Source organism: Mucilaginibacter sp. Mucisp73, from assembly GCF_059491465.1.
The window spans coordinates 4,189,386-4,214,374 of sequence record NZ_CP168507.1; the positions used below are offsets into that span (position 1 = coordinate 4,189,386).

The 24,989-nt window shown below is 44.0% G+C and carries 15 protein-coding genes; 4 read left to right on the plus strand and 11 right to left on the minus strand.

Annotated features, from left to right (window positions below; translation table 11 throughout):
* Positions 1-8: 8 nt before the first annotated feature.
* Positions 9-548, plus strand: coding sequence for a hypothetical protein (locus tag ACEN82_RS17515; protein WP_413319351.1), 540 nt, complete (start codon positions 9-11; stop codon positions 546-548).
* A gap of 72 nt (positions 549-620) precedes the next feature.
* Complete coding sequence (locus ACEN82_RS17520; RefSeq protein ID WP_413319353.1) at positions 621-2,051, plus strand: serine hydrolase domain-containing protein; 1,431 nt, start codon at positions 621-623, stop codon at positions 2,049-2,051.
* Positions 2,052-2,402: 351 nt separating this feature from the next.
* Here the strand turns inward: ACEN82_RS17520 and ACEN82_RS17525 are convergent, their stop codons facing one another.
* Genes ACEN82_RS17525 through ACEN82_RS17535 form a run of 3 tightly spaced genes read right to left on the minus strand, consistent with a single transcriptional unit; the run spans position 2,403 to position 8,190 of the window.
* Complete coding sequence (locus ACEN82_RS17525) at positions 2,403-3,530, minus strand: efflux RND transporter periplasmic adaptor subunit (protein ID WP_413319355.1); 1,128 nt, start codon at positions 3,528-3,530, stop codon at positions 2,403-2,405.
* On the minus strand, positions 3,523-6,768 hold the full coding sequence (locus ACEN82_RS17530) for an efflux RND transporter permease subunit (protein ID WP_413319357.1): 3,246 nt from the start codon (positions 6,766-6,768) through the stop codon (positions 3,523-3,525). Before ACEN82_RS17530 ends, ACEN82_RS17525 begins: the two co-directional genes overlap by 8 nt.
* An 18-nt stretch (positions 6,769-6,786) precedes the next feature.
* Complete coding sequence (locus ACEN82_RS17535; protein ID WP_413319359.1) at positions 6,787-8,190, minus strand: TolC family protein; 1,404 nt, start codon at positions 8,188-8,190, stop codon at positions 6,787-6,789.
* Between the two features lie 89 nt (positions 8,191-8,279).
* On the opposite strand from ACEN82_RS17535, the gene ACEN82_RS17540 reads away from it, so the two are divergent.
* Positions 8,280-9,230: a LysR family transcriptional regulator gene (locus ACEN82_RS17540; protein WP_175490051.1), complete on the plus strand. Its 951-nt coding sequence runs from the start codon at positions 8,280-8,282 to the stop codon at positions 9,228-9,230.
* Positions 9,184-10,434, plus strand: coding sequence for a family 8 glycosyl hydrolase (locus ACEN82_RS17545; RefSeq protein ID WP_413319362.1), 1,251 nt, complete (start codon positions 9,184-9,186; stop codon positions 10,432-10,434). Before ACEN82_RS17540 ends, ACEN82_RS17545 begins: the two co-directional genes overlap by 47 nt.
* A 111-nt stretch (positions 10,435-10,545) precedes the next feature.
* On the opposite strand, the gene ACEN82_RS17550 is transcribed toward ACEN82_RS17545, so the two are convergent.
* The 8 genes from ACEN82_RS17550 to ACEN82_RS17585 form a co-directional block, all read right to left on the minus strand.
* On the minus strand, positions 10,546-11,865 hold the full coding sequence (locus ACEN82_RS17550) for a flavin monoamine oxidase family protein (RefSeq protein ID WP_413319408.1): 1,320 nt from the start codon (positions 11,863-11,865) through the stop codon (positions 10,546-10,548).
* A 211-nt stretch (positions 11,866-12,076) separates the two neighbouring features.
* Positions 12,077-14,524 carry a glycoside hydrolase family 2 protein gene (locus tag ACEN82_RS17555; protein ID WP_413319364.1) on the minus strand — a complete coding sequence of 816 codons (2,448 nt, stop codon included), beginning with the start codon at positions 14,522-14,524 and terminating at the stop codon, positions 12,077-12,079.
* Positions 14,460-14,864 (minus strand): hypothetical protein, encoded by a 405-nt coding sequence (locus tag ACEN82_RS17560; protein WP_413319366.1) that lies wholly within the window; start codon positions 14,862-14,864, stop codon positions 14,460-14,462. Before ACEN82_RS17560 ends, ACEN82_RS17555 begins: the two co-directional genes overlap by 65 nt.
* Positions 14,865-15,038: 174 nt before the next feature.
* A complete protein-coding gene (locus ACEN82_RS17565) occupies positions 15,039-16,592 on the minus strand; it encodes an FG-GAP repeat domain-containing protein (protein WP_413319368.1) in 1,554 nt (517 codons plus the stop codon).
* A 16-nt stretch (positions 16,593-16,608) separates the two neighbouring features.
* Complete coding sequence (locus ACEN82_RS17570) at positions 16,609-18,174, minus strand: FG-GAP repeat domain-containing protein (RefSeq protein ID WP_176623163.1); 1,566 nt, start codon at positions 18,172-18,174, stop codon at positions 16,609-16,611.
* Positions 18,175-18,189: 15 nt separating this feature from the next.
* Complete coding sequence (locus ACEN82_RS17575) at positions 18,190-19,512, minus strand: vanadium-dependent haloperoxidase (RefSeq protein WP_413319370.1); 1,323 nt, start codon at positions 19,510-19,512, stop codon at positions 18,190-18,192.
* A gap of 10 nt (positions 19,513-19,522) precedes the next feature.
* Positions 19,523-23,137, minus strand: a complete 3,615-nt coding sequence (locus ACEN82_RS17580) for a VCBS repeat-containing protein (protein ID WP_413319372.1) — start codon at positions 23,135-23,137, stop codon at positions 19,523-19,525.
* A gap of 77 nt (positions 23,138-23,214) precedes the next feature.
* Positions 23,215-24,984, minus strand: coding sequence for a RagB/SusD family nutrient uptake outer membrane protein (locus ACEN82_RS17585; protein ID WP_091163056.1), 1,770 nt, complete (start codon positions 24,982-24,984; stop codon positions 23,215-23,217).
* Positions 24,985-24,989: the final 5 nt, after the last annotated feature.

Here is a 24,989-nt window from a genome sequence, read left to right on the forward strand (position 1 = left end):
TTTCAGATATGAAATTCAATTTTAAAACATATCTGAAACATACTTACAAAACCGAACTGGTTTATCTTGCCGTTATTGTTGCACTGTATTTTTACGAGCACAACAATATCATCTTTCTTTTATTTTTCCCGTTCTCGTTTGTACAGGGTTACTATCGTTATCAGTATAAATTAACCCAGGCCGAAAAACTTAAGGCCAAAGGCCTCACCGAAGAAGACATCGACAACATTAGCTTTGTAAAAAAGTGGGAGCACTCGCGCCAACGCGGTATGTGGAACTATTGTATCATCGACGGCGGGTTTATTTTCGGATTGGCAATATCCCTTATCACAAGTGTAGCCTGGCTAATTTTCAAAGGCAAAGACATGCACACATTACTTGCCGAACCCGGCGATATGTTTGCTTTTATCGGTTTTAATTATATCATCGGAGCCGGTATTGCCGTTATCATATTCCGTATGAAATGGAAATACAATGAGAAACGTTTTGTGCGTCTAACCGATCCTTTGGCCGATAATTACTTTGCCAAAGATTACCAGGATATTTAAGTCAGTAGTCGTAAGTCAACTTTTCCCTTCAGGATAAAGACTAAACGAGATTAATTAAACACGAATTATTTCATGAAACTCAGGTTCTGCTTTATCTTACTTTTATTTTCCCCGGGCATAATCTTTGCCCAAAGCCATCAGCAGTTCAAAACCGATTCGGTATTTGTGCTGGTGAAGAAATTCTTCAATGCCAAACAAGCTGACTCCATTTATACCTTAACCGGGCCTAATTTCAGGCATGCCGTAAGTGCGGGCCAGTTCCGTAGTCTTACCGAGCAACAATTGTTCCCCTTAAATGAAATTAAAGGTTCAACGGTAATCAGCTTTGTTAACAATAAAGTAAGTACCTACAAACTGGTATTTCAGTCGGCAACATTGCAACTGCTTATGAGCCTCGATGCAGGTAATAAAATTGAACTTTTTCTGTTTCAGCCATTTAGAGATGTCACAGCCGATAAAACCACACAGGTACCTACCTCCAACAAACTGCTCAACCCAATGGATAAACAGGTTGATGAAATTGCCCGCCCGTATATTCAAAAAGTAAATACAGTAGGTTTGAGCATAGGCATATTAAAAGACGGACAGATCAGCACTTATAATTACGGAGAAACCGCCCGCGGCAATAACCAGCTACCAACGGGCAATACAATCTTCGAAATTGGTTCTATTACCAAAACATTTACCGCTACTTTACTGGCTTATTACGCCAACGAGGGCAAAGTAAAGTTAACTGATCCCATAACCCAATACCTGCCCGATTCAGTAAAAACCAATGTCGCACTGAATGATATAACTTTGCAAACGCTAAGCAATCATACTTCGGGGTTGGCAAGGATCCCGGAAAACCTTCAGTTTGATTCTGCCAGTGCAGCAAATCCCTATAAAAGTTATAATAAAAGGCTACTGTTTAGTTATCTAAAAACCTGCAAACTCAACAGTAAGCCAGGAGAACAATACGCATACTCCAATTTGGGAGTTGGTTTATTAGGAATGATACTATCACAGGTAAGCGGCAAAACATTTGATCAGATGGTGCAGGAAGTGATCTGCAGTCCCTTGGGGATGAAAAATACAGTACAGCATTTAAGCGCTTTACAACTGCCCCATTTTACCAAAGTATACAGTCAATACGGTAATGCAACAGTAGCCTGGGATTTTAACGCCCTTGCCGCCTGCGGGGCCCTCCATTCAACGGTAAATGATTTGCTGATATATGCAAAGGCAAACATGGCAAATGGTACAGACAAGCTATCAAAGGCTTTTGAGCTAACCCACCAAATCACCTACAGCAAAGATGCCAAAATAGCCCTCGGCTGGCACATTATTTTGGTTGATGGTGTAGAATACATTTTCCATAACGGTGGCACTTACGGCAGCAGTAGCTTCCTGGCTTTTAATGCTGATAAGAAACTGGCAGTGGTTATACTATCCAATGCTGCTGAAAGTACGGATGCTGTGGGGACGGGGATTATTAAGAAGTTGCAGGCGGAGGGGAAATAGAACAAAAGAAACAGGGATTATGCGATTCCCCTCTCGAGAGTAATGGCCCATGAATTGACAGTTCCCTCCCTTGGGAGGGGTGCGTTAGGATTCTGTGTTGGCAGGGAGGGGTTTCTACGCCTTGATAACGATTAGGAATCTCGCTTAAACCCCTCCCTACACCCTCCCAGGGGAGGGAATCGCTCAATCCACGCCCTTAAATTTCTCTAATTGTCTAATGCTGGTCTATTACTCTCAAGGGGGGGAATTTAATCACTCGCATAAAAAGAAGCCCGAAAACCTTGCAGCTTTCGGGTTTCTTTTATCCCTTCGCACTATCCGTCAGGCCGAATCTACAACCAATTCAATTTATTAATATTTCAAGGTCGATCCGTTCCTGATCTCGTCTGAAGCTACTTTTACCAGCTTGTCATCAGGTTTCAGGTCGCCACCGAAGATCTCGATACTATCGCCATTACTCAGGCCTTTTTTAACATCAACCCAAACGGCCTTATGATCAACAACTTTTATCACAAACACCTTTTCGGTCGAAGTTGCTACGGCTGTTTTAGGTACAACATAAGTACTGTCGCCGGCAGGCAATGGTACACTTACTTCGGCAAACATGTGCGGAATCAGCTTTTTGTCTTTATTGTAAACGTCCATTTCTAAACGTTCGGCACGTAATTTTTCATCAAGCGCACCTGCTATACGTTTTACCTGGGCGGTAAATTTTTGGCTTGGCAAGGCTCTTACGGTAAAATTAACTTCACTTTTGTTGCTCAATGCGCCTGTGTAAATTTCAGGCACTGATACCACTAAACGTAAACGGCCCTGATCCTGAACTGTAAACAATGGATCGGTACTTTTTCCTCCTGGACCAACATAGGCACCCAAGTTAACGTTACGACTGGTGATCACGCCATCAAAAGGGGCGCGGATCTCCAGGTAAGCCAAATTAGCTGATACTTCTTTTAAGCCGGATTTAGCGGCATCAATATTAGCCTGGTCGGCGTTCTTTTTAGCTTCGGCTTGCTCCAGGTCGTTTTGCGAAACAGTACCCGGCGTTTTGCTGGTGCTTACCAACCTGTCATAGGTGGCTTTGCTGGCAAAGTAAACCGCTTCAAATTGTTTAATGCGAGATTGCGCCGCAGCCAATTGCGAGTTAATTTCCGGCGCTTCAAGCACAGCCAATAACTGGCCCTGCTTAACTTCTGAACCGATATCAACCAAAAGCTTTTTAACATAGCTGTTGGTTTTGGCATACAGGTCAACTTGTTGGTAAGGGATCAGCTCACCAGGTATGGTGATGTTGCTGCTTAACCTGCCTTTGGTTACCGGCACAATTTGTACAGTGGGCGTTTCAACAGCTTCCTGTTGCTCCTGCTCTTCCTGTTGTTCTTTCTTTTCTTTATCATCCGAGTGGCAGGCACTCAATGAGCCTATTGCCATTGTTAAAACGGCAAGCAGCAGTATTGATTTATTTTTTAGCTTATTCATGGTGGTGCAAAGGGACATAAAATTTACTTTCTTTATCTTCCGGGTCTAATGAAACAGATTGGGTAGTGGCATTACCTTGTACCCAGGCAAAAACTAATGGTAATATCAGTAGCGCAGCAAAAGTTGATGCGATAAGTCCACCAATAACGGCGCGACCAAGCGGTGAGGTTTGATCACCACCTTCACCTAAGCCTGATGCCATCGGGATCATACCCACAATCATGGCCAAACTGGTCATCAAAATAGGACGAAGACGTAATGCCACCGCTTCACGGGCTGATTTTAATGCATCGCCGTTGTGTTTACGTAACTCTTCGGCATTGGTGATCAGTAGCACTGCGTTGGAAATAGATACACCCACCGACATGATCATACCCATGTATGATTGAAGGTTAAGTGTAGCGCCGGTGATTTTTACCAGCAGCAATGAACCAAACAAAACAGCCGGCACAGTTGATAATACCACCATCGACATTTTGAACGACTGGAAGTTTGCAGCCAGCATCAAAAAGATCACCAATACGGCTACCAATAAGCCCGATTGTAAGCTATTAAGCGTATCGGTAAGGGTTTGGCTCATGCCATGCATCTCAACTGTTAAACCGCGCGGTGGTTTGCCTAATTCGTCAATGGCTTTCTGCACATCATTGGTTGCAGTACCCAAATCCTTTTTGTTGATGTTTGCCGTTACTGATAATGTTGGCACAGCGCCTACGTTATCGTTTTCGCCAAAGGTGGTACCTGTTTTAACATCAGCTACATCACCCAAAACCGGGCGGGCCTGGTTTGCCAGTACAGGGATCTCCTTAACATCATTCAAACTGGCCATCTGGTATTCTGGTACCTGTACCTGCACAAGGTAGCTTAAGTTTGATTTTTCATCAATCCAGTTATTCTTTTCGGTAAACCTTGATGATGAGGTTGAAGCTACCAATGAACGTGATATATCATTTAAACCTACCCCAAGCTGTGCAGCCCGTTGCCTGTCGATATTAATATCGATAGTTGGATAATTAAATGATTGACCTATCTGCACATCGCGCAGGTATTTGATATCTTTAAGTTTATTGATAACCTTAAAGGCATACTCAACATTTTGCTTTTTGTTTTTACCGGTAATAGCTACTTCAATAGGCGTTGGCGAACCCTGGCTCAGGATCTTATCAGTCAACTCAATCGGCTCAAATGATAGTTTAACGTTGGGTAACTGTTTTGCCATCTCGTGCCTGAATTTTTCCTTCAGGTCATCAAGATTAACCTTATAATCCTCCGTTAAACTCACCTGCATCACAGACTCCTGCGGACCAGCCATAAACAGATAGATAGGGTTGGTTGAGAATGATGAAGGGTGCGAGCCAACAAATGTCGAAGTTATAGCTATGTGGTTCTTACCCACAATATCGCCCAATATATGTTGCGCCTTAACAGCTATTAGTTCTGTACGCTCTAAACGGGTACCATCAGCAGCCCGCAAACGTACCTGGAAGGTACCTGAGTTCACCTTAGGCAACACGTCACGGCCTATGATATTGAATAACAGGAAAGCAAGGCCAAAAGCAACTACTACATAAACCGTTACCAGTATCTTGCGGTTAGGCAGCATGCGGTCCATCAGGCGCATGAAGCTATCCCTGAATTTGTCAAAGCGGGTTACCTCGTCGCCTGTATGTTCAAGGGCAGCCTTCATGGCTTTTTCTTTTTGTTCCCATGGCTCACCTTCATCCTCCAGTGCAAAACCATCTTTATGGCTGTGGTCTTCATGTTTGTTTACCATGATCCAGTTGGCCATGATTGGTACAAAGGTTTGCGCCAGGAAGTAAGATACGATCATCGAGAAACCGATAGCCAGCGCCAGCGGCAGGAACAATGCTCCCGGAATCCCGTTCATGGTAAATGCAGGTGCAAACACCGCCAGGATACAGAACAGGATCAACAATTTAGGGAACGCGATCTCCTTACAGGCATCCCAGATAGCCAAAGCTTTCGGCTTGCCCATATCAAAATGCTGGTGAATATTCTCAATTGTCACCGTCGACTCATCCACCAAAATACCTATCGCCAGCGAAAGCCCGCTAAGCGTCATGATATTGATGGTTTGGTGTGCCAGTGACAGGAAGAAAATAGCCGAGATAATACAGGTGGGGATAGTAAGGATCACGATAAGCGCCCCGCGTTTATCACCTAAAAACAGCAATACCATAAGCCCGGTAAGTACCGCCCCTATCGCGCCCTCTTCGGCCAAACTTTTTACCGCGTTAATTACATAAACCGACTGGTCAAACACGAACGACAGCTTCACATCATCGGGTAGTAAGGCCTGGAATTTTGGCAATGCTTTTTTCAGGTTTTGCACTACTTCCCAGGTTGAGGCCGTGGCCGATTTGGTGATTGGCAGGTAAACCGAACGCTTACCATTAATAAGTGCATAGCCGTTGGTGATATCGGCGCCATCTTCTATAGTGGCAACATCCTTCATAAATACGGTTTGGATCCCATTTTTATAAAGCGGGATATCTCCAAAATCCGGGATTTTCTTTATCGTGGTGTTTGAAGGTGCAAGGTAGTTGTAATCGCCTATACGCACGTTACCTGCCGGGGTGTTCTGGTTATTTTCGCGCAGGGCGGCCACGATCTGGTCGGGTGTTAAATTGTGCGAGCGTAACAGGTTTGGATCGACCTTAATCAGGATAGTACGCTGGTTACCACCAAAAGGAGCCGGCGCAACAAGGCCGGGGATTGAGGTAAATGACGAACGTACGTAAACCAAAGCATAATCGAGCAATTCGTTATTGCTTCGGGTAGCGCTGCTCAACACCAGCTGACCAACCGGCAGCGTTGAGGCATCAAAGCGCAAAATAAAGGGTGGCTGCGAGCCCTGCGGGAATGCGGCCTGCGCCCGGTTGGTGTAACTCGTGACCTCCGCCGCGGCCTGAGCCATGTTTGTGCCCTCGTAAAAAGTAACTTTTATTAACGTTAAGCCTTGTATGTTTTTTGTTTCGATGCTTTTTACGCCCGATACGAAAAGCAACAGGTTAACATATTGCTTACCAAAGTAAGCTTCCATTTGGTTTGGGGTGAAACCGCCGTATGGGTGCGATACATATATAACCGGCAGGTTCAGATCGGGAAATATATCGATCTTGATAGTCCGTACCGCATTTATACCGAAGAAGAACAGCCCGGCTACTATAACCAATATGGTAATTGGTTTTTGCAGCGCCCCTTTTATCATTCCCATTGTATATGTGTGTAACTGTTAAAAATTATTGATGAAGATCCCGAAATCGCCGGTAGCTGCTGATTTGAACAGCAACGCCTGCCATACGTTATTCAGGGCTATGTATTTGTCAACCTCGGCCCGGTTAAGGGTATAAAGCGCCTGTGTAAAATCAACTATATTTGATAGTCCGTTTTTATACAGTGTATATTTTTGAATGTAAGCGTTATTAGCCGCCGAAACTTCAACCGGTACCTCGTTTACGTTTTTAAGGGCATTGCTTATGCGTGTTTCGGCCAGGGTGCGCTGCGCTTCCAGTTGCTTATCAACCAGTTCGTAGTCGTTTTTCAATTGCTCTGAAGTGAACTTTTGCGATTGAACCTGGTAGTGGGTCCTGAAAACGCTTGTAAAGTTCCAAATCATGCCAATACCAAACAGATAGTTATAACGGGTTGGATCAACACCTGCACCATAGCTGCCGGTATAGCTTGATTGATCAACGCCATAATCCGACTTAAAGCCCGATCCCCTGCCCTGGTAAACACCAAACAAGCTAAAGGTTGGCAAGGCGAAAGTGCGGAGATATTTAGCCTGCTGATCGCTCACGTTTACCCTGTTTTGATAGAATTTCAAAGTTGGGTGATCGGTCGCGGCAACAGCACTTAACGCCTCCAGGTTATTGGGCTGCCTGGTAATGAAAGCGCTATCCAATTGAAATTCCTGCGCGGGTATCCCTAAATAAATAGATAGCTGATTACTTTGGTCCTGCACGGTTTGCTGTGAGTTGGTAAGCGCTATTTTGGCATTAGATACCTCGGCATTGGCCAATGATGAATCCACGCCCGGATTTAAACCGTTCTTTACGCGGGCAACTACTACCTTTTGCAGTTCCATCGCACGGTTGAGGTTATCCTGCTGTGCTTTGGCAAGTTGCTGAGCCGCAAGGAGGTTTAAGTAAGTAGCAGCAACACGTACCTGGTGCTGAAATTGCTCCTGTGCAAGATCTGTTTCATCGCGCGATACGATGGTTTTCTGTACGCCGATCCTTTGCTTTGATCTGCCGAAGGCGAAAAAGTCCCAGCTAACGTTGGTTAAATAGAGGGCCCCAAAAGCGGCATTCCAGTTCTGTTTGGCCAAAGCTGGCCCCGATGAGGATACCGACAAGCCACGGTAACCATACGATGGTCCGTTTTGGCCGTTCACTGTTCCGTAGTCCTGCTGCGCGGAGAAATTTACATCCGGCAGATACTCCGTTTTTGTTTCTTTGAGGTATGCCTTAGAGGCGTTAAGCTGGTTTGCCTTCGACTTGATGGAAGCATAGTTAGCAAGGGCCATTTGTTCAGCATCCTTAATGGAAAGGACTTTTTGCTGAGCTTGTACGTGTAAGACATATGAAACACTCAAAAAAAACAGGAGTAATTTTTTTGAATTTGTGTTTAACATGAGGTGTATTTTATACACGGCAAATGTATATCTATATGATTCATGAAAAAAATGAATTAATTTTGTGTAAATCATTAGCAAAACTAATAATGAATATTGCACTACATCATTTCAGGTTAGTTGATACTATTTCAAAAGAGGGTTCGCTGACCAAAGCAGCAAGCGCTTTACACCTAACTCAATCGGCCCTGAGCCACCAGTTAAAAGAGCTGGAAAAGGAACTGGATATAGAGGTGTTCCATCGCCAGGGAAAGAAGCTTCAGCTTACCGAAGTGGGTTATCGTTTTCTACGAAGTTCGGAAAAAATATTGGCCGAAATACGCACCCTTGAAGAAGATATTAACAACTATAAAAATGGCAAAACAGGCAAGCTCAATATCAGTATGCAGTGCTATACAGCGTACCACTGGCTGCCTGGTGTAATTAAGGATTTCAAGAGCCAATGGCCTGATATTAACATAAATATAGTTTCGGATGCCAGCCGCCGACCGCTCGAATACCTCATGCGTGGCGACCTTGACCTGGGTATTGTGCGCACCCAAATGGTGAACACACAAATCGTTTATGAACCCATTTTTGAAGACCGCCTGATATGCATTTTACCGGCCGATCATCCGCTTGCAAAAAAGGCCGTTATTGACATCTGCGACTTCCAGGATCAGGAGTTAATTCTGGCCCTTTATGACCCCTCTTACCAGGAGACTCCGGTCATCGAAACGCTGATCCAGGAGCAGCATGTAAAGCCCAAAACACTTAACCGGATCCACTATACTGATGCCACTATTGAGATGGTAAATGCAGGCCTCGGAATAAGCGTTATGGCCGACTGGATAGTGAAACCATACCTCCCCGGTAAACACATTGTTACAAAACCATTACATCACAGTATAGCAAAACGCACGTGGTATGCCGCTACTTGTAAGGATACACCGGTAATTCAAAACTTTTTGAGCTGTCTTAAGAACCATTTCTGCAAAACTGAGTTATTGTGCAATGATGTTGAAAAGGTTGCTGCTTACCCCGAATTGCGTGCGATATAGCCTGCTGTTATTTATAATATTTATTGTAAACGGCCTTCATGCACAAGTTGTATTAAGGCCGTTTCCGCAACATTGCAAGTATACCGCCGGTACTATTAAGCCTAACCACCTCAATCAGCAACAGTTGGATAGGCAGGTAACCAGTTTTTACGATCAATGGAAACACAGGTATATAAAACCGGGCTGCGATAAAGAACAGTTTTATGTTTGGTTTGAAAAGCCCGGGAAAGAGTGCGTATCCGAAGGGCAGGGTTACGGTATGGTGATTACCGCGCTAATGGCCGGGTATGATAAACAGGCAAAAACCGTTTACGACGGCTTGTATAATTATTACAAAGCTCATCCGGCCAAAGCATCCCCTTATTTAATGGCCTGGGCCCAGCTAAAGAACTGTAAAAACCACGACCGGGATGCCGCCACCGATGGTGATATAGATATCGCATATTCCCTTCTGTTAGCTGATAAGCAATGGGGAAGCAAAGGCCATATCAACTACCTGCAGGAAGCCAGGATCGCGATGGCGGCAATTATGCACTATGAAATCAATCCTAAAACGTTTTCTGTTTTATTAAGCGATGGCAGCGACGGAGATAGCGAAGATTATTATGATATGCGCGCTTCTGATTTTATGCCTGCCAATTTCATAGCATTTGAAAGTGCCTCAAAAACCGGTAAATGGCAGAAAGTCATTGATAACAACTACCGCTTATTCGGCTATCTGCAAAAAAACTACAGCCCGGATGCAGGCCTGGTGCCCGATTTTATCAGAGGAATAAAGACTAAAGCCCGGCCTGCTCAGCCCAACTACATGGAGTCAAAGTATGATGGTTATTATAATTACAATGCATGTCGTGTTCCATGGCGCATAGCAACTGATTATTTATTATATGGCGATAAGCGCGCAAAAGCTTTTGTAAACCCGATAAACAGATGGATCAAAGAAACTACCAACGGCGACCCTGATAATATTTCGGCAGGGTATACGCTGGAAGGAAATGATATTAAAGGGCGATATTTTGAAGCATTGAGTTTTATTGCTCCCTTTACGGTATCTGCCATGGTCGACAAAAGTAATCATCAGTGGCTTAATAAGGTATGGGACTATCTCGTGGCTTTTAAACTGAAGGATTATGATTATTACGATAATACTATCAAAATGTTGGATATGATTATTGTGAGTGGGAATTATTGGAAGGTGGAATAGCGCCTCCAACTGTTCATGTCATTGCGAGCGTAGCGTGGCAATCGCGCGGAGGCAAGGCCGCTCTGTATACTATGCGATTGCCACACTACGCTCGCAATGACATGGTTTTAATTACTCATAATCCAACAACATTTCCGCCGCCCTTAAACCACTGGTAAGCGCAGCCTCAACAGTCCCCATAGCTGTACCCTCATATAAATATTCGCCTGCAAAAAACAAGGTATCGCCTATTGGATGACTCAAAATCTTCCTTGCTTCAGCTGTTTCTGTGGTATCGTAGCTGTATGATCCGCGCGAATATGGATCGGCTGTCCAGTTGATTACATTCCAGGTAAGGAGTTTTTCTTTCAGCTTCGCGATATCTATCTTAAAGATATTCGAGATAGAACCAAGGGCTTCTATCAGCATATCTTCATCGCTTGTATTTATACGGGCTGCAGCGGGTGGCCCGCCAAGCCAACCGGTAAGCAGCGGGCGATGTACAGGCATCTGGGTCCACCAAACGGGTATCACCTCGTTTGAAAACAGAAAGCCCATATCTTCGAGATCGGCACCGGTCATTTTCCGGGTTTCATCGCTGTACCAAAACGCTTCGTCAAATTCAAGCAAAACTTTGATCACCGCACCAAAGCCGAGCGATTTCAACGCATTAATATAATAATCAACCGGGGGATCAAAACTCAGGGTGCCTTTCAGTCCCGCTTCGGCCTGTAAAATTCCAAGCGGTACAGCAATCAGCAATTGTCGGGCCTGATAGGTTATCCCTATGTCTGTGCTTACCGTAACATGATGTTGGCCCCAGTCAATGTCTTTTGCAACGGCATTTAGGTAGATATGCCCACCTCCCTGTTTAAATTCATCTACCAGGTGGCTGATCAACCGGCAATAACCACCTTCCACACGGTATTGCGCATCTTCGTGCTCATTTTGCCATTCTTTACGGATTGAAAAGGCGCTGGCTTTTTTGGGATCGGCGTTATCATATCCCGATACATAGTCCCGCACCGATTCCCGGAGCCCTCCATATCGTTCGCCCGAAAACTCCTGCTGCATGAACGCTTCAATGCTCATATCATGTTTTAGCTGCATGATGCTTTCCAGAAATTCGTCCCAATGCTCAATAACGTGCCCTTCGGCTATAAACTTTCCATCCTCATATTTCCACATAGAGGCGGAGGCATGGGTATATTTAATATCGGCTTCATTAAGCAAGCTTTGGGTTATGGGCAAATCGCCATGAATAAACTCAGCACCCAGTTCAGCAGGCTCTAATGATGTGCCATGCTCTAGTGTGTGAATGCGACCGCCAAGCCGGTTTCGGCCTTCAAGCAGCACAACATTTTTACCTGCTTTGGCAAGCGTACGGGCGGCCATCAAACCCGCGGCTCCCCCTCCTATGATAATTACATCTGTATTTTCCATATGTAAAATGCGTTGAGCAAGATAAGCAGATTTTCAAAACAGAACCTGTATGGTAAGTCATTCTTAAACAAAATTTAACTTAAAAAAAGTTAAAAGCTGAATGCACAAAGCTTAAAGCTTACGGTTTTGTTATTAATATTATAGCAAAAAAGGCGCAAAGCCGCTAAGAAAAAATCTTTGCGTCTTCGCGCCTTCGCGAGCATATTAAGTTTAAAAAGTTTTACGGTAGCGTTATTACCTGCTTATCCAAATTCCAGCCCTCAAGCAATATTGTTGGCTTTACCGCGCTTAATTTGGCTACCGGCGCACTCACCGATACCGTGATGCTTTCATGCGGCGCCAGGCTAAAATAATTACCTGTCCAGTAGCTTGGCATTACCTCCTCACCGTTTTTCATCAATTGCGGGCGGACAAAGAATGCCAGTTGATTGGAGTTATTGGTGAACTGCATTGTCCACTTGTTTTCACTTACTCCTTTTTCAGCTTTGATCACTTTCCCCTGTACCTGCGCATGTTTCATATCGTTCAGTGACGTAAAGTCATCAGTGGCCGATAACCAGTAAACGTTGTGCGATACCGTTTTACCTGCCGCGTTGGTAAGGTTCAGCACCACAAAATTTACACCTTGAGTGGCAGCAAGCGCATCTCTGAGCTGGATTACTTCCTTAACACCAGTTTGTGCTAATCCTACATTGCCAACCTTTTCTGATTTTATCAGCTTGCTGTTGATATCATAAATATCGGCCGTTGCAGTTAAACTGCCGGTTGCATGGTGCTTACGGTTGATGATAGCTATCGACGAATTATCATAATTATACTGAATGTGAATAGGTTCGCAAGCATTTTGCATAGTATAGTAGCCTGCATTGGGTTCGAGATACCAATCGTAGATCTGCCATATTACACTTGGCAGGGCCGCATTTAGTTTCCAGAGCATCACGCCACCTGTTTCGTTCAGTTTATGACCATCGGCTTCAAAAATACCCTGGTAGCCTACGGCGTTCATGAGCTGCATCTTGTCCGAAAAATTAACGATGCTACTTGGTTTGCCATACCTTTTGGTCATTTCTTCATAATACTTATCATATTTACCGGCTCCGGTTGCCGCGTCATGGTAGCCCCATGAATTATTAAGCGGAAAAGGCAAGTTGGTATCCCAAACCAGATTAGGGATGATCTTTGGCAGCGTGGTATACGGTGGTTGTGATGGAAGGCCGGTTTCGTCTTTAAATACCCAGTCTTTAGCAGCATCGGCCAGTTTATAATAATCTTTGGGGTCTTTCCATTCATAAGGGCCACCACTATAAACGCCCGACGGCATATCATCAGGCCATGAACCTTTCCAGCCTTCTGGCAGTTTCGCAAAGCCAGATGAGCTTGGGATGAAGGGACGCGTACCATCCAAAGTGATGATATCGTTACGCATTACATCGTATAACTCTTTACGGGCATGACCTTCGTTACCGCCTGTCCATACCAATAAACTAGGATGGTTACGGATGCGATAGATGGTGCTTTCTACGTTTTTGATGAATACATTACCTTCCAGCGGCCAATCGGGTGAGCCCTTAAATTCGCCCTGAGTATCACCGGTGATCCAAAAATCCGACCATACCATCTGCCCGTATTTATCCGCAGCATTCCAGAAAGCATCCGGCTCAGTAACGCCGCCGCCCCAAATACGTACAAGATTAACATTAGCATTGCGGCACAGGTGCATTTCATAATCGTAACGGGCCGAATCGCGGTTTACCATCATATCCGGTACCCAGGCACCGCCTACCAAATGCACTTCTTTACCGTTAACATAAAACATACGGCGCACAAAACCGTTGGCGGTAGTTTCGGCTTTTGAGGCCACCTTGCGGATGCCAAATACAAAAGTGGTATCGTCACTTACAGTATTCCCTTCAGCGTACTGCATACGGATCCGGTATAAGTTTGCTTTACCATAACCGTTAGGCCACCATAATTTAGGCTGATGGATTATCAGCTGGCTAATCTTATCGGCATTTAAGTCGACCGCTTTTTCGGCACCAGCAGGTACAACGACTGGCTGACTAAACTGAACCGGTGCGCCTGCAAAATTTTCGGGCTTTATGCTGACGGTTAGTTTACCGCCATGTGTTGCAGTTGTATTATTGGTTAATGTCAGGTTTAATGAAAGCTTGGCTGTACCGGTATCAGGCAGGCTTGGCAAATCCGTAATCAGCTTTGGCCTGCCGATAGTTACCGCGCCACTTGTGCGTAAAAACACTGGCTGCCAGATCCCCATATTACGGTCGCGCACGGGCGGGATCCAATCCCATCCTGATGAACAAAGCATAGTTACGTTTTTGCCGATATCACCCGTTGGGCCGCCATTTTCATAAAACGGGCCGAGGGCTTTCAACTGCTCCTTTGCAGGATATCCCGGATAATCAAGCGGGTAAATTTTTACGGCGAGGGCATTTTCAGCCCCAGCTTTAACTATATTGCTTACATCAAGGTTATGTTCAGCAAACATACCAGCCATCTGGGTACTGTCGGCAATTTGCTTGCCGTTAAGCCATACAGCTGCCCGGTAGTTGGTACCTTTAAAGATCAATTGAAAACGACGGCCTTTATCTGCAGCCGGCTTTAAAGGTAGTGCGGTACCAATAAGGCTTTTTCCATGGGTTAGGATCATTAGGCAGATGGCTGTATTGTTCCAGGTTATATTCTTTATTAAACTGATCGGAGGCATCAGGGATTAGCATATTATTAAGGCCCTGGTATGGGTCTGGATAAATGTGATTGGCCACCAGTCCGGTAAGTACTGTAGATGGTACTTTTACAGGAAACCAGTATACCGGCGAGTGGTATTGTGTATTGGAAAGTTCAGTGCCTGGTGCACTTACCAAAGCCGATGATTGCAAATCGAAATTGCTTAATTTAACTTGTTTTACAACTCCTGATTGTGCCGAAACAATGGCGGGCAAAACACAGGCTGCCATAACACTTAAAGCAGAGCGGATACTTTTGTTCATTTAGTATATCAATAAATAAGTATGGTAAAACTACTTAACATACAACCAGATACAGCTGTACTTATTTATCAATTTGTTGTACAAATGATACGTTTTTTTGGGGGCTTTAGTAAATCAATTTACCGGTTTCTTATCAGGTAACCTGTATCCTCTTAAAAAATGGTTAATGAAATCCTACTTTTTAATTGTTTTATTCTGCAGCACAATAATCGGTTCATACATATCCCAGTTAGGTTTATAATCCTTTTGGTTCATGAGGCCCTGCACTCCTACCGAAAAATTTCCCAAAACAAGATCGGTATCGCCATCGCCATCAATATCACCGGCTTCCATCGAAATCCAACGACCTAATAAGTTAACCGGGACCTCATGTACTTTAAACTTACCGGGACTAACTTGCTCATGATAGGTAAAACCTTCAGTAGGATGGTATTTATAATCGGGAAAGAAGGCTATCACAGCCAGGTCGATATCGCCATCTTTATCGAAATCGGCTGCGATAGCTTTAGAGCAGCCGTTGATATGGTAAAAGTAGGTTTGTTTAAATTTCCAGTTGCCCTGGTTGGTAAAAATGTAAACCCCATGGTAAGGCTTAAATATGGGCGAATAGTCATTATTATCACCGCAGGTGTAAACTACATCAAGTTTACCATCGTGGTTAACATCCACCAACTGGAAACTGCTCGACCCGTAAACCGATGGAAAACGGATAATATTTTGGGCAGTAAAGCCGCCCTGTTTGTCATTCAAAAACAGCCAGATCCCTTCATCGGCCTGGGCAAACAGACAGACAATATCAGGCCAGCCATCGCCGTTAAAATCGCCGGTATAAACTATTTCAGGACCAGGAACTGCACGGATGATCTTTCTTTTAAAAGTGTGGTTAGCCTGCTGCTGCAACAGGAACAAGCCTCCCTGGTCACGACCGAAACCGCAACTTACATAATCCATCAGGCCATCTTTATTAAAATCAGCCGTAGCACTTTTAACGGGACGTGGCAGACTATCGGCCATCAGGGTGGTATCTTTTGATTTCTTGTCGAGATTAATATGTGTTAAGCTTCCTTTGAGTTGATCATTAGGCGGAAGGATCCCAATGCAGGTAACTACAGCGCTGTTAGGTTCGGTTACCGATTGATAAAAGGTAACATCGGTTATTGGCGAATGGAATTTTTTCACCAGGGTAGCTGTAAGATCACTATTCCAGCGGTAAAGCTTATTGCCGGCATCTCCTGTATAAAAGTGCTTATCAACATCATTAAACTTAACCATGGTGGTCATGGCCTCCCCTGATTTTGTGTCAACATTAACAGGTCTTTTCACCGAAAATATAGCCGAATCGAGTAAAGCATCCGGTTTGGGAATTTTTAGTTTTTTGGGTGAGGCGTACTTATAGTACACAACAATCTTTGTCCAATCGGCAAGAGAAAGCGTAGCCCCTGGGCCGGCTATATACTGGTCCATAAAGGAGCGCATGCCAAGTTTTGCTCCCATGGCCGGTAATATGTGCTTGTCCCAGGTGGCACTATCCAGTAAAGAAGCATCGGGTGGTTCATGGCAGCTGCCGCAATGTTGGAACGCCGTTTTTTTAGCGTCGGCCAAAAGTTCTTCGTCGCTCGGTTCATTATCGCCGCAACTATTCAATGCGGCAATAACAACAGCTGCGAATATTATAGTCAGCAACAATACGTTTCGTTTTATTATGCTCACCCCTCCTGCTTTCCTCATACAGTTCGGTATCGCTTTACTTTTTGGTGTGATTTTCAAGCATTATCAGTGGCAGGTGCTGATCCCAATTAGGTTTAAAACCATCCTGGAACATAAAACCATCTGCATAATTACCTAATACAATGTCGGGCTTGCCGTCCTTGTTCAGGTCGGTCATTTCCATACACATCCAATGACCAAGGTTGCTAATCGGCAAAGCATGAGGTTTAAAATCCAAAGGTTTAGCCTGTTCAAAGTAAACAAACTCTTCGGCAGGCGTATTTTTCATATCGGCAAAGAATGCTATCGTAGCAATATCGATATCGCCATCACCGTCAAAATCGGTGGCAATGGCTTTGGTACAACCGTTTATAGGGTAAAACCAGCGTTGTTTAAAGTTCCAGTCGCCCGTATTGGTAAAAATGTATAAGCCGTGGTAAGGTTTCAGGATCCTCGAATCACGGTAGTTGTAGCCGCAGGTCAGTACCAGATCAAGTTTGCCGTCATGATCCATATCAACCAATTGAAAACTGCTTGAACCATAAACCGGCGGAAAATGTAGCAGGTTCCGGGTTGTAAATCCTCCTTTTTGATCATTCAACAACAACCAAAGGCCTTCATCGCCGCTTCCGGTTAACAGCATTACATCTGTCCAGCCATCGTTGTTAAAATCGCCGGCTAAAGCTTGTGCAGCGCCCGGCTTGTCATAAATGGTTTGTTGCTCATACGTATGATCCTTATTTTGCTTAAGCAGGTAAACGCCTCCTTTAAATTTGCCCTGACCGCAAACTACAACATCCTGCAAACCGTCCTTATTAAAATCGCCTGTTATTGTGCCAACAGGCCGGGGCAAATCAGATGCAATGTAAGTTTGCTCGTTATTAACATGCTGCGCATCAAGGTTCACTTTAACTACTTTACCATTCGGAAAATCAACCGGTGCCATACGCCCAATACAGGCGAAAAAGCCTATATTATTCCCGGCACTATCCTTGTCAAAACTAACCCCAACTGCGGCTGATGGAAATTTGGCGAGGGAGTCCATTTTTAAATTACTGTCCCAGGTATACAATTTTTCATCCACAGCGTCGGCACTATACATACGCCCTGTAGCTGCATTGGCAGCAAGCATAGTAGTAAAAGCGGTATAACCTACCCGTGCAGGCTTTTTAAGTGTAAAACCAGCCCAATCATTTATTAATGGGATTGGCTTTTTAGCTGGCAGCAAGGTGTCGGGTGCAGCTTTTTTATAATAATCTAAAATGGCTGTCCATTCGGCAATAGTGGCGCCGGTAGTATCAAGCGGATTATCCTTATAGTATGACGAACCGCCATAAGTTGAAATATGCAGCAGCGGGGCCATATTAACCAGCGTGTGGTTAAGCCAAACATCCTTAGGTAATGCATCAACAGGCACTAACGAGTGGCAGCGGGTACACTTTAATTGTACCAGGTTTTTACCATCAACTATCACGTCGCCGGTAAATTTATAAGGTTGATATGCCGGTTTCCGCTTGCAGCTATTGATGAGCGTTAAACCGGCTAATATTGCAGAAAATGAAAAAAGGTATGATATGGTTAATAAGCTTTTTTTTAAATTCATAAAATAGCTCAGCCCTTAATTTTTAAGTTTTAATTTTTTCCAGATATATTCGCCTACCTGTTTGCCCTGTACAGCGCCCTGATTAACGCTGTTGAGGAAGTGGATGCCGCCGTAAAACCTGCTTATTGAAGTTTCGTCGGCAGCTTTCAAAAATGAGTCGAAATGGCGCTGCATGCCTATGTAACGCAGATCGCTGGTATCCTGATAGGCAAAGTTATCGCCAAATAAATGCGTAAGCACAACTGCCGATGCACCGCTGATATCGCTGTGGCCGCTCGGATACTCAGGAAACGGTGGCGTTTGCAGCATTGGCAGCCAGTCGTGGTCAATTTTATCATTGATAATGGTTACCGGTCTTATATAATTAGTTTCATACTTAACCTGCCAGCCGCAAATAAAAGCATCAAACAAAGCTATTGAGGTAAGCGCATAAGCCTGCGCAGTTTTTACAACATCAGCATGGGTTTGCTTGCAGGCAATTGCGGTTATGCCGATCCAGTGACCGCCCGGGGTGATTTTCTTGTTGGCAAACATCATGTGGCCATTATGCTCAATAACAAAAGGATTATCATCCCAAAACTTTGCAATAGTTTTTTGCTCGGGCGTAATGTTTTTGCTTTGGTTATACACCTCCATTGTTTGTCTAAAATACTCGCTGTTTTTATCCTCACTAAAAGCAGGTGGCGGAGGCAAAGGGAACATGGTTGAGGTGTCAACGGCGAAAGTATGCATAGTACCCCAGCAAAACTCAACACCATCCAGGTAATCGGGCGGAGTGGGATGCCAGTTACCCGGATTATCGTTGCCCAAAAACCTTGGCTTGCCACGGGTTTGGGGATAATTATCAACTGCTGCTCTTTTTAAGATGTACTTGCCAATTTTTTCGCCAAAAGCCATTGAGCGGGCATAGGTTGAATCGTCCATGTTGTCTTTATACATGGCGTAAACCCTGGCCTCATATTTTTTAAGCGAATCGATAGAGAAGGTAACCTTATGAGCTACTGCAAAAAACGCTGATGTAGCCGCAAGCGTATAATTATACTTTACCCCTGCCTTTGGTTCGGGAGGTTTACCAAAGTCCCGCAGCTGAGCTGTAATTGAATTGTATCCAGGATTAGAATAACGTATTGCCTCATAAGCAGCCAGCGAGGTATATCCATAAATACGGCTTGCTACGGGAGGGCTGAACACATCATAAATAATAACCTGCGTAAGCTGATCAACGTTGTTATGTATAACATCAGCATCTTTCATCATCGGTGTTTTTTTAGGCTTACTACCGCAACCTAAAACAAGGGCACAACCCGCAACGGCTATAAATATTTTAAAGCATCTCATTTATAATAGTTTAATTAATTGGTACATTACGTTGATGGCCATAACTATCGGTTACAGTTATCGATGCCATGTTATCATCAATATTAATGAATCTGCCCGATTGCGACAAGAAAGAATTACCATTATAAAACTCCTGTTTAGCAGTTTTACCATTTTTGTATTTTATGGTTGCAAATGCATCAAGTGGCTGCAGATTATAGGTTTTAACCGGCCGTTTCAACTCGAACAATTTCATCCTGTCACGATTTTGAGTAGCTGCCAACAGGTAGTTACCATGGGCTCCTTTAAGCTTAACCAGGGCCTTGCCATTGCCCGGAATATAAATACCGCTTTGCATAATGCTGAGCGGTTTAAAACCTCCCTTGCCGTCTCCCTTTAGCAATAAGCCATTAAAAGCATCGTAACGGCCGGTTGCAACCTCGGTGCCGTAGTCATTGCCGTTCAGTGCAACATCAAGGTTGCCATCTCCATCAAAATCATCAACGGTAATGCCGCATAGTTCAGACATTTGCGCTTCAACCGGGAGTGGAATAGCCGTAAACTTCCCTTCCCCGTCATTGCTTAAGTATACCGATTGCAGGTAGTTCACTTTTAAACGCAATGCCCCCTCACGCATTTTGGGGGTTATCACCGAATCCATTGTCGCTGTTGCAAATGACCTATAATTCTGGAATCTGATACGCATGCTGATCATTTGCTTCACGATATCGTCGCGCCCGAAAGCCGGAAATTCCTGCAATTGGCCCTGCTGATCTTTCAGGAAAACAGAGGGGAAAGCATCGTAGCTGCCATTCTTATCAAAATCCTTAGCAGTAATATAAATAGGGTATTGATCGGTTGCTTTATAAAAAGTATTGAGACCGGTATTGCCTATAATGTAATCAGTATCTCCGTCGTGGTCAAAATCGCCGGAGGCAATGGTGTTCCACCATCCAAGCTTATTTTCAACGCCGGTGCTTTGTGTTACATTTTTATATACACCATGATCGTTTTTAAGGAAGGTGATCGGCATCCATTCGCCGGTAAGGATCAGGTCGGGCCACCCGTCATTATTAAAATCGGTAAAGGTGGCATCGCAAACCAAACCTATATTATTCAATTCTTTTGCCGCTGATGCGGATACGTCGGTAAATTTGATAATGCCGTTCTTGCTATCGTTACGCAAAATAAAGCTTGAAACCGGCTTAGGGTAGTTCCAGGGATCCACACGACCAGAGATAAACAGATCCATTTTGCCGTCGCGGTTTATATCTGCTGCTTTTACACACAGTTTGCTGGTGAAGTTTTTAGGCAGGGCATCGGGTTGCAGCTTGAAGTTGCCTTTACCATCGTTAACATAAAGCCTGTCCTGGTAATTTGATGAGCCGGGCTCGCTTTCATAACCGCCGCTGGCAACGTACAGATCAAGGTCGCCATCGCCGTCGGCATCAAAAAGCAACATACCTTCGTCTTTCACTCTTACAGGCGATATCATATGTGCCATATCGTTGGAATTTCCAACCGGGACTATAGTTTTAGGCTGAGGCACTAAATCGCGCTGAATAAATTTGCCATTGGCCTGCTGCAATAGTAATTGAGCGGGATACATTGTAGTACCCCCAACCACCATATCGTCCAAACCATTGCCATCTACATCGCCAACCGCTGTGGCCGGCGTATATTCCGACAGTTTATGCGGAAGCAGTTTCTGAACATTAAAATCGATATAATCCTGATCATTATGTTTATAGGTTATTCCTGCCGATTGAGTGACCTCTTTGAACAATGCGGTATTATCAACAGAGGGCTGTTTATTGGTATAATCAAGCTTCGCATCGCTAATTTTAACCTGGAGTGTTTGATTAGTTTTAACATGGGTAAGCACCTGTTTTTTACCGTTATCCCAGCGGATAACTACCGAATCGAGCAGAGATATGTTACCCAGGCCAAAGTGGGCAATATCCTGTATAGTTGATAAATAACCACGGTAAGGTGTATTTTCATAATATTGATGTTTGCCGTGATCGTAATAAATATCGGCAAAAGCACCAAGACCGTTCAGGTTTTTGGGGCCGCCATGAAATTGTATGTGGAAGTAGTTACTACTGTTTATAGCGCTTTTACGGGAAGTATTTTTGTAGATGAATGCCTCATCATTAATATTGTTAATAACCATATCCATGGTGCCGTCGTTATCCAGATCGGCATAGGCACATCCGTTTGAAAACGAAGGAGCACCAAGCCCCCAGCTTTGGGTTACATCTTCAAACTGCACACCATTGGTATTGCGGAAAGCATAGTTGGGTATTTTCACAATCGGGATTTGGTCAAGCACCTGTTGGGTTGACGCTACCGAATAGGCCATTTGCCTGAAAGTTATAAAATCATGATCGGTTACATCGCGCGGATAGCCATTGGTTATTACAATATCGCGATACCCGTCATTATCAAAATCGGTTATCATGGGTCCCCAGCTCCAGTCTGTTTGTCCAACACCACTTAAAAAAGCCACATCGCTAAATGAGGGGTCGCCAATAGAATCATTACCGCCAATTCGCGGGCCGTTGTTTAATTGTAAAGTATTACGGGTGTATTGATATTGATATTGATATCTGTCGAAATTTTGAAATATCTGGTAATTATTAGGCGGCATGAACATCTTTTTACGGTAGTTATCCTCGGGGTTCATGTCGACCTCGAAAACATCGGCAAGACCATCGTTGTTCACATCCTCAATATCCTGCCCCATGGAGCTGAAGGCGGTGTGCTTAAAATACTCCTTCACTTTATCTGTAAAAGTGCCGTCGCCGTTATTGATGTATAAGATGTTATCGGTTAAAAAATCGTTGGTTACGTAAATGTCTTTCCAGCCATCTCGGTTAATATCTACAGTGGTGGCAGCATGTCCATAGCCTTCGGTCCCAATGCCTGCCTGTTTGGATACGTTGGTATAAACCGGGTGTTTTAGCGCCGGATCCCAATCGCAGCGGTAAAGCTGCCCGGTACTCCGGTGACTTCCATTAGTTATTATCGGCCTGAAGGTACTTTGATTATCGCCGGCAACAGCCTCATTAACGGTAAGGTACATATCCAGATCACCATCGTTATCATAATCAAAAAACGATGCCATAGTTGAGTGGAGCCTTACATTAAGACCATACTCCTTGGCCATTTCTTTAAAGTGCGGTATACCATCTTTACCCACTCCCTGGTTTACATAAAGCAGGTTAGTTCGCTTAACCGCATCATCAAGTAAAGTATAACATATATAAAGATCCATAAGGCCATCATTGTTAATATCAACAACGGCCACTCCCCTGCCCCAGCCGCCACTGCCCTTTACACCAGCAACGTCGGTAACGTCATCAAATTTCATATCGCCTTTGTTAAGGTATAGCTTATTTGATGTAGTATTGGCAACAAAGTAAATATCCTGAAGCCCGTCGTTATTAAAATCGCCAATACCTACACCGCCACCATTGTAAAGGTTAAGTTTTGTAAGCGGGTTTATAGCGTCATTTTCAACAATTTTATTATTAAATGTGATCCCGGAGTGTGAAGAAGGAATCTGTTCAAAAAGTGTGGCTTTTTTACAGGCACTAAATAATACGGCAACCAGGCATATAAGGGGAAGGGTATACTTCATTGTTGGTTAGTAAACTATAAAAAAAGGTGGAGATAACTATCTCCACCTAAAGTTAAGTATTTAAAATCAATGGTTAATTAATAACCAGGGTTTTGTTTCAGTTTTGAGGCCCCTTTTGAACCAGAAAGGTCAATCTCGCTTTGAGGTATAGCGTAATATTCGTTTTTACCTTTAGTAAAGTGAGCACCGTTCAGCTGTGAGTTAACGTTAATATCGTATGCAAAGAAAGCGTTGATTTCATCAGCCATGCTGCCTGTACCTTGATCCCAGCGCTGTAAATCGAAGAAACGCTGGCCTTCCATCGCCAATTCAAGTTTACGCTCGAAATGGATAGCTGTACGGGCATAAGTTTTATTGGCAAATGCACCGGCAGGATATGGTTTAACCAAATAATTATCAGCAGGGGTCGTCTTTGTAGTATACTCAGATTTTGACGGATCGTATGCTGAATTTTTATATACCCACCAAACAGGATTTGCAGCACGGTTACGAACCATATTTACATATTCTAAAGCCTTATCAGTACTTCCAACTTCTACTTCAGCTTCTGCAGCCATCAGTAAGACATCGCTCCAACGCATTAAGTTAATGTTGTTTGAGGTAACTTCATTGGCTGCCCAGTAGTTTTCAGTACTTGAATTAGTACCTTTTTCGGCAGATGAATAAACGTTTTTACGTGGATTGAAAACACCATCTGTAGGGTCACGGATCCAACTTGCCGGAGGATTGCCCCAGTCAAGATAAGGAATGTTAGGACGCCCCATGGTGATATCAATACGAGGATCTAAAGTACCAGTGTAAGGATCAGTTTTACCGCTTACTTTTTTACCCGAATTGAAAGTGGTAAACAATGGTAAGCCGTCACCATCTGTTTTAAATGAGTTACCTAATGATTGTGATGGGTTGAAGAAACCACAGCAAGCACCAGGCCCACTGTTGTAAGGGAAGTTCAACTCATCGCCGGTGTTACCGTTGTTACCGCCTGAGTTATCATTAACTGATGATTGTGCAGCAAATACCGATTCTACGCTGTTTTTTTGACCAGCCTGAGGGCTAAAGTTCTTCTGCATGTTATCGTTCAATGCAAAGTGGTCGCCGCTTGGTTTGGTACCATTAGGTATAAGGTTATCATATAACGCTTTAGCTTCGGCAAATTTGTGTTGAAACATTTTTGCTTTGGCGAGATATGCCATAGCTATCCATTTGTTCGCGCGGCCTTTTTGCGATTGAAGGGCAGGAATATTATCGATACCTGCCTGTAAGTCAGCTTCTATATTCGGCCAGATATCCTTATCATTAGGCTGGTTGGCATCTGTTTGCGTTTCGTCAATGTAAGGGATCATGTTGTACATTTTCTTAAGTTCCATGTAGTAATATCCTCTTAAGAAACGAGCTTCACCGGTAATCCTTTTTACATCATCGGCACTGATATCTTTTGCTAACGGAAGTGTGCGCAAAACGTCATTAGCCCGGCTAACGCCGTTAAAACAAAGCCGGTATTTGTCTCTGATGTACGGATTCGAGGTAGAATAAGTAAAATTACCTACCGGCAAGATATCGTTACCACCATCCGATGGCTCTGAACCTTTATAGGCATCACCAGCAGTAACACTACCAAATAACCAGTTTGAACCGGCTGCGTTTATACCGCCGCCATTACCACCCACACCGTCCAACAGTGAATAAGTACCAATTAGTAAGCTTTCAACACCAGTTTTGTTGGCAACGATGTTCGGGCTTAAGCTTTGCAGGATGGGCCTGTTTAGCATATCCTTACGGCACGCATACACCAGGCACACCAACAGCGACGCTATTGGTATGATCAGTTTTATTTGAATTTTTTTCATAACTT

Bases quoted from the DNA above. Each gene is read 5' to 3' on its own strand.
- ACEN82_RS17515 (WP_413319351.1), top strand. From the start codon at position 9: ATGAAATTCAATTTTAAAACATATCTGAAACATACTTACAAAACCGAA.
- ACEN82_RS17520 (WP_413319353.1), top strand. From the start codon at position 621: ATGAAACTCAGGTTCTGCTTTATCTTACTTTTATTTTCCCCGGGCATA.
- ACEN82_RS17525 (WP_413319355.1), bottom strand. From the start codon at position 3,530: ATGAATAAGCTAAAAAATAAATCAATACTGCTGCTTGCCGTTTTAACA.
- ACEN82_RS17530 (WP_413319357.1), bottom strand. From the start codon at position 6,768: ATGGGAATGATAAAAGGGGCGCTGCAAAAACCAATTACCATATTGGTT.
- ACEN82_RS17535 (WP_413319359.1), bottom strand. From the start codon at position 8,190: ATGTTAAACACAAATTCAAAAAAATTACTCCTGTTTTTTTTGAGTGTT.
- ACEN82_RS17540 (WP_175490051.1), top strand. From the start codon at position 8,280: ATGAATATTGCACTACATCATTTCAGGTTAGTTGATACTATTTCAAAA.
- ACEN82_RS17545 (WP_413319362.1), top strand. From the start codon at position 9,184: ATGATGTTGAAAAGGTTGCTGCTTACCCCGAATTGCGTGCGATATAGC.
- ACEN82_RS17555 (WP_413319364.1), bottom strand. From the start codon at position 14,524: ATGATCCTAACCCATGGAAAAAGCCTTATTGGTACCGCACTACCTTTA.
- ACEN82_RS17560 (WP_413319366.1), bottom strand. From the start codon at position 14,864: ATGAACAAAAGTATCCGCTCTGCTTTAAGTGTTATGGCAGCCTGTGTT.
- ACEN82_RS17565 (WP_413319368.1), bottom strand. From the start codon at position 16,592: ATGAGGAAAGCAGGAGGGGTGAGCATAATAAAACGAAACGTATTGTTG.
- ACEN82_RS17570 (WP_176623163.1), bottom strand. From the start codon at position 18,174: ATGAATTTAAAAAAAAGCTTATTAACCATATCATACCTTTTTTCATTT.
- ACEN82_RS17575 (WP_413319370.1), bottom strand. From the start codon at position 19,512: ATGAGATGCTTTAAAATATTTATAGCCGTTGCGGGTTGTGCCCTTGTT.
- ACEN82_RS17580 (WP_413319372.1), bottom strand. From the start codon at position 23,137: ATGAAGTATACCCTTCCCCTTATATGCCTGGTTGCCGTATTATTTAGT.
- ACEN82_RS17585 (WP_091163056.1), bottom strand. From the start codon at position 24,984: ATGAAAAAAATTCAAATAAAACTGATCATACCAATAGCGTCGCTGTTG.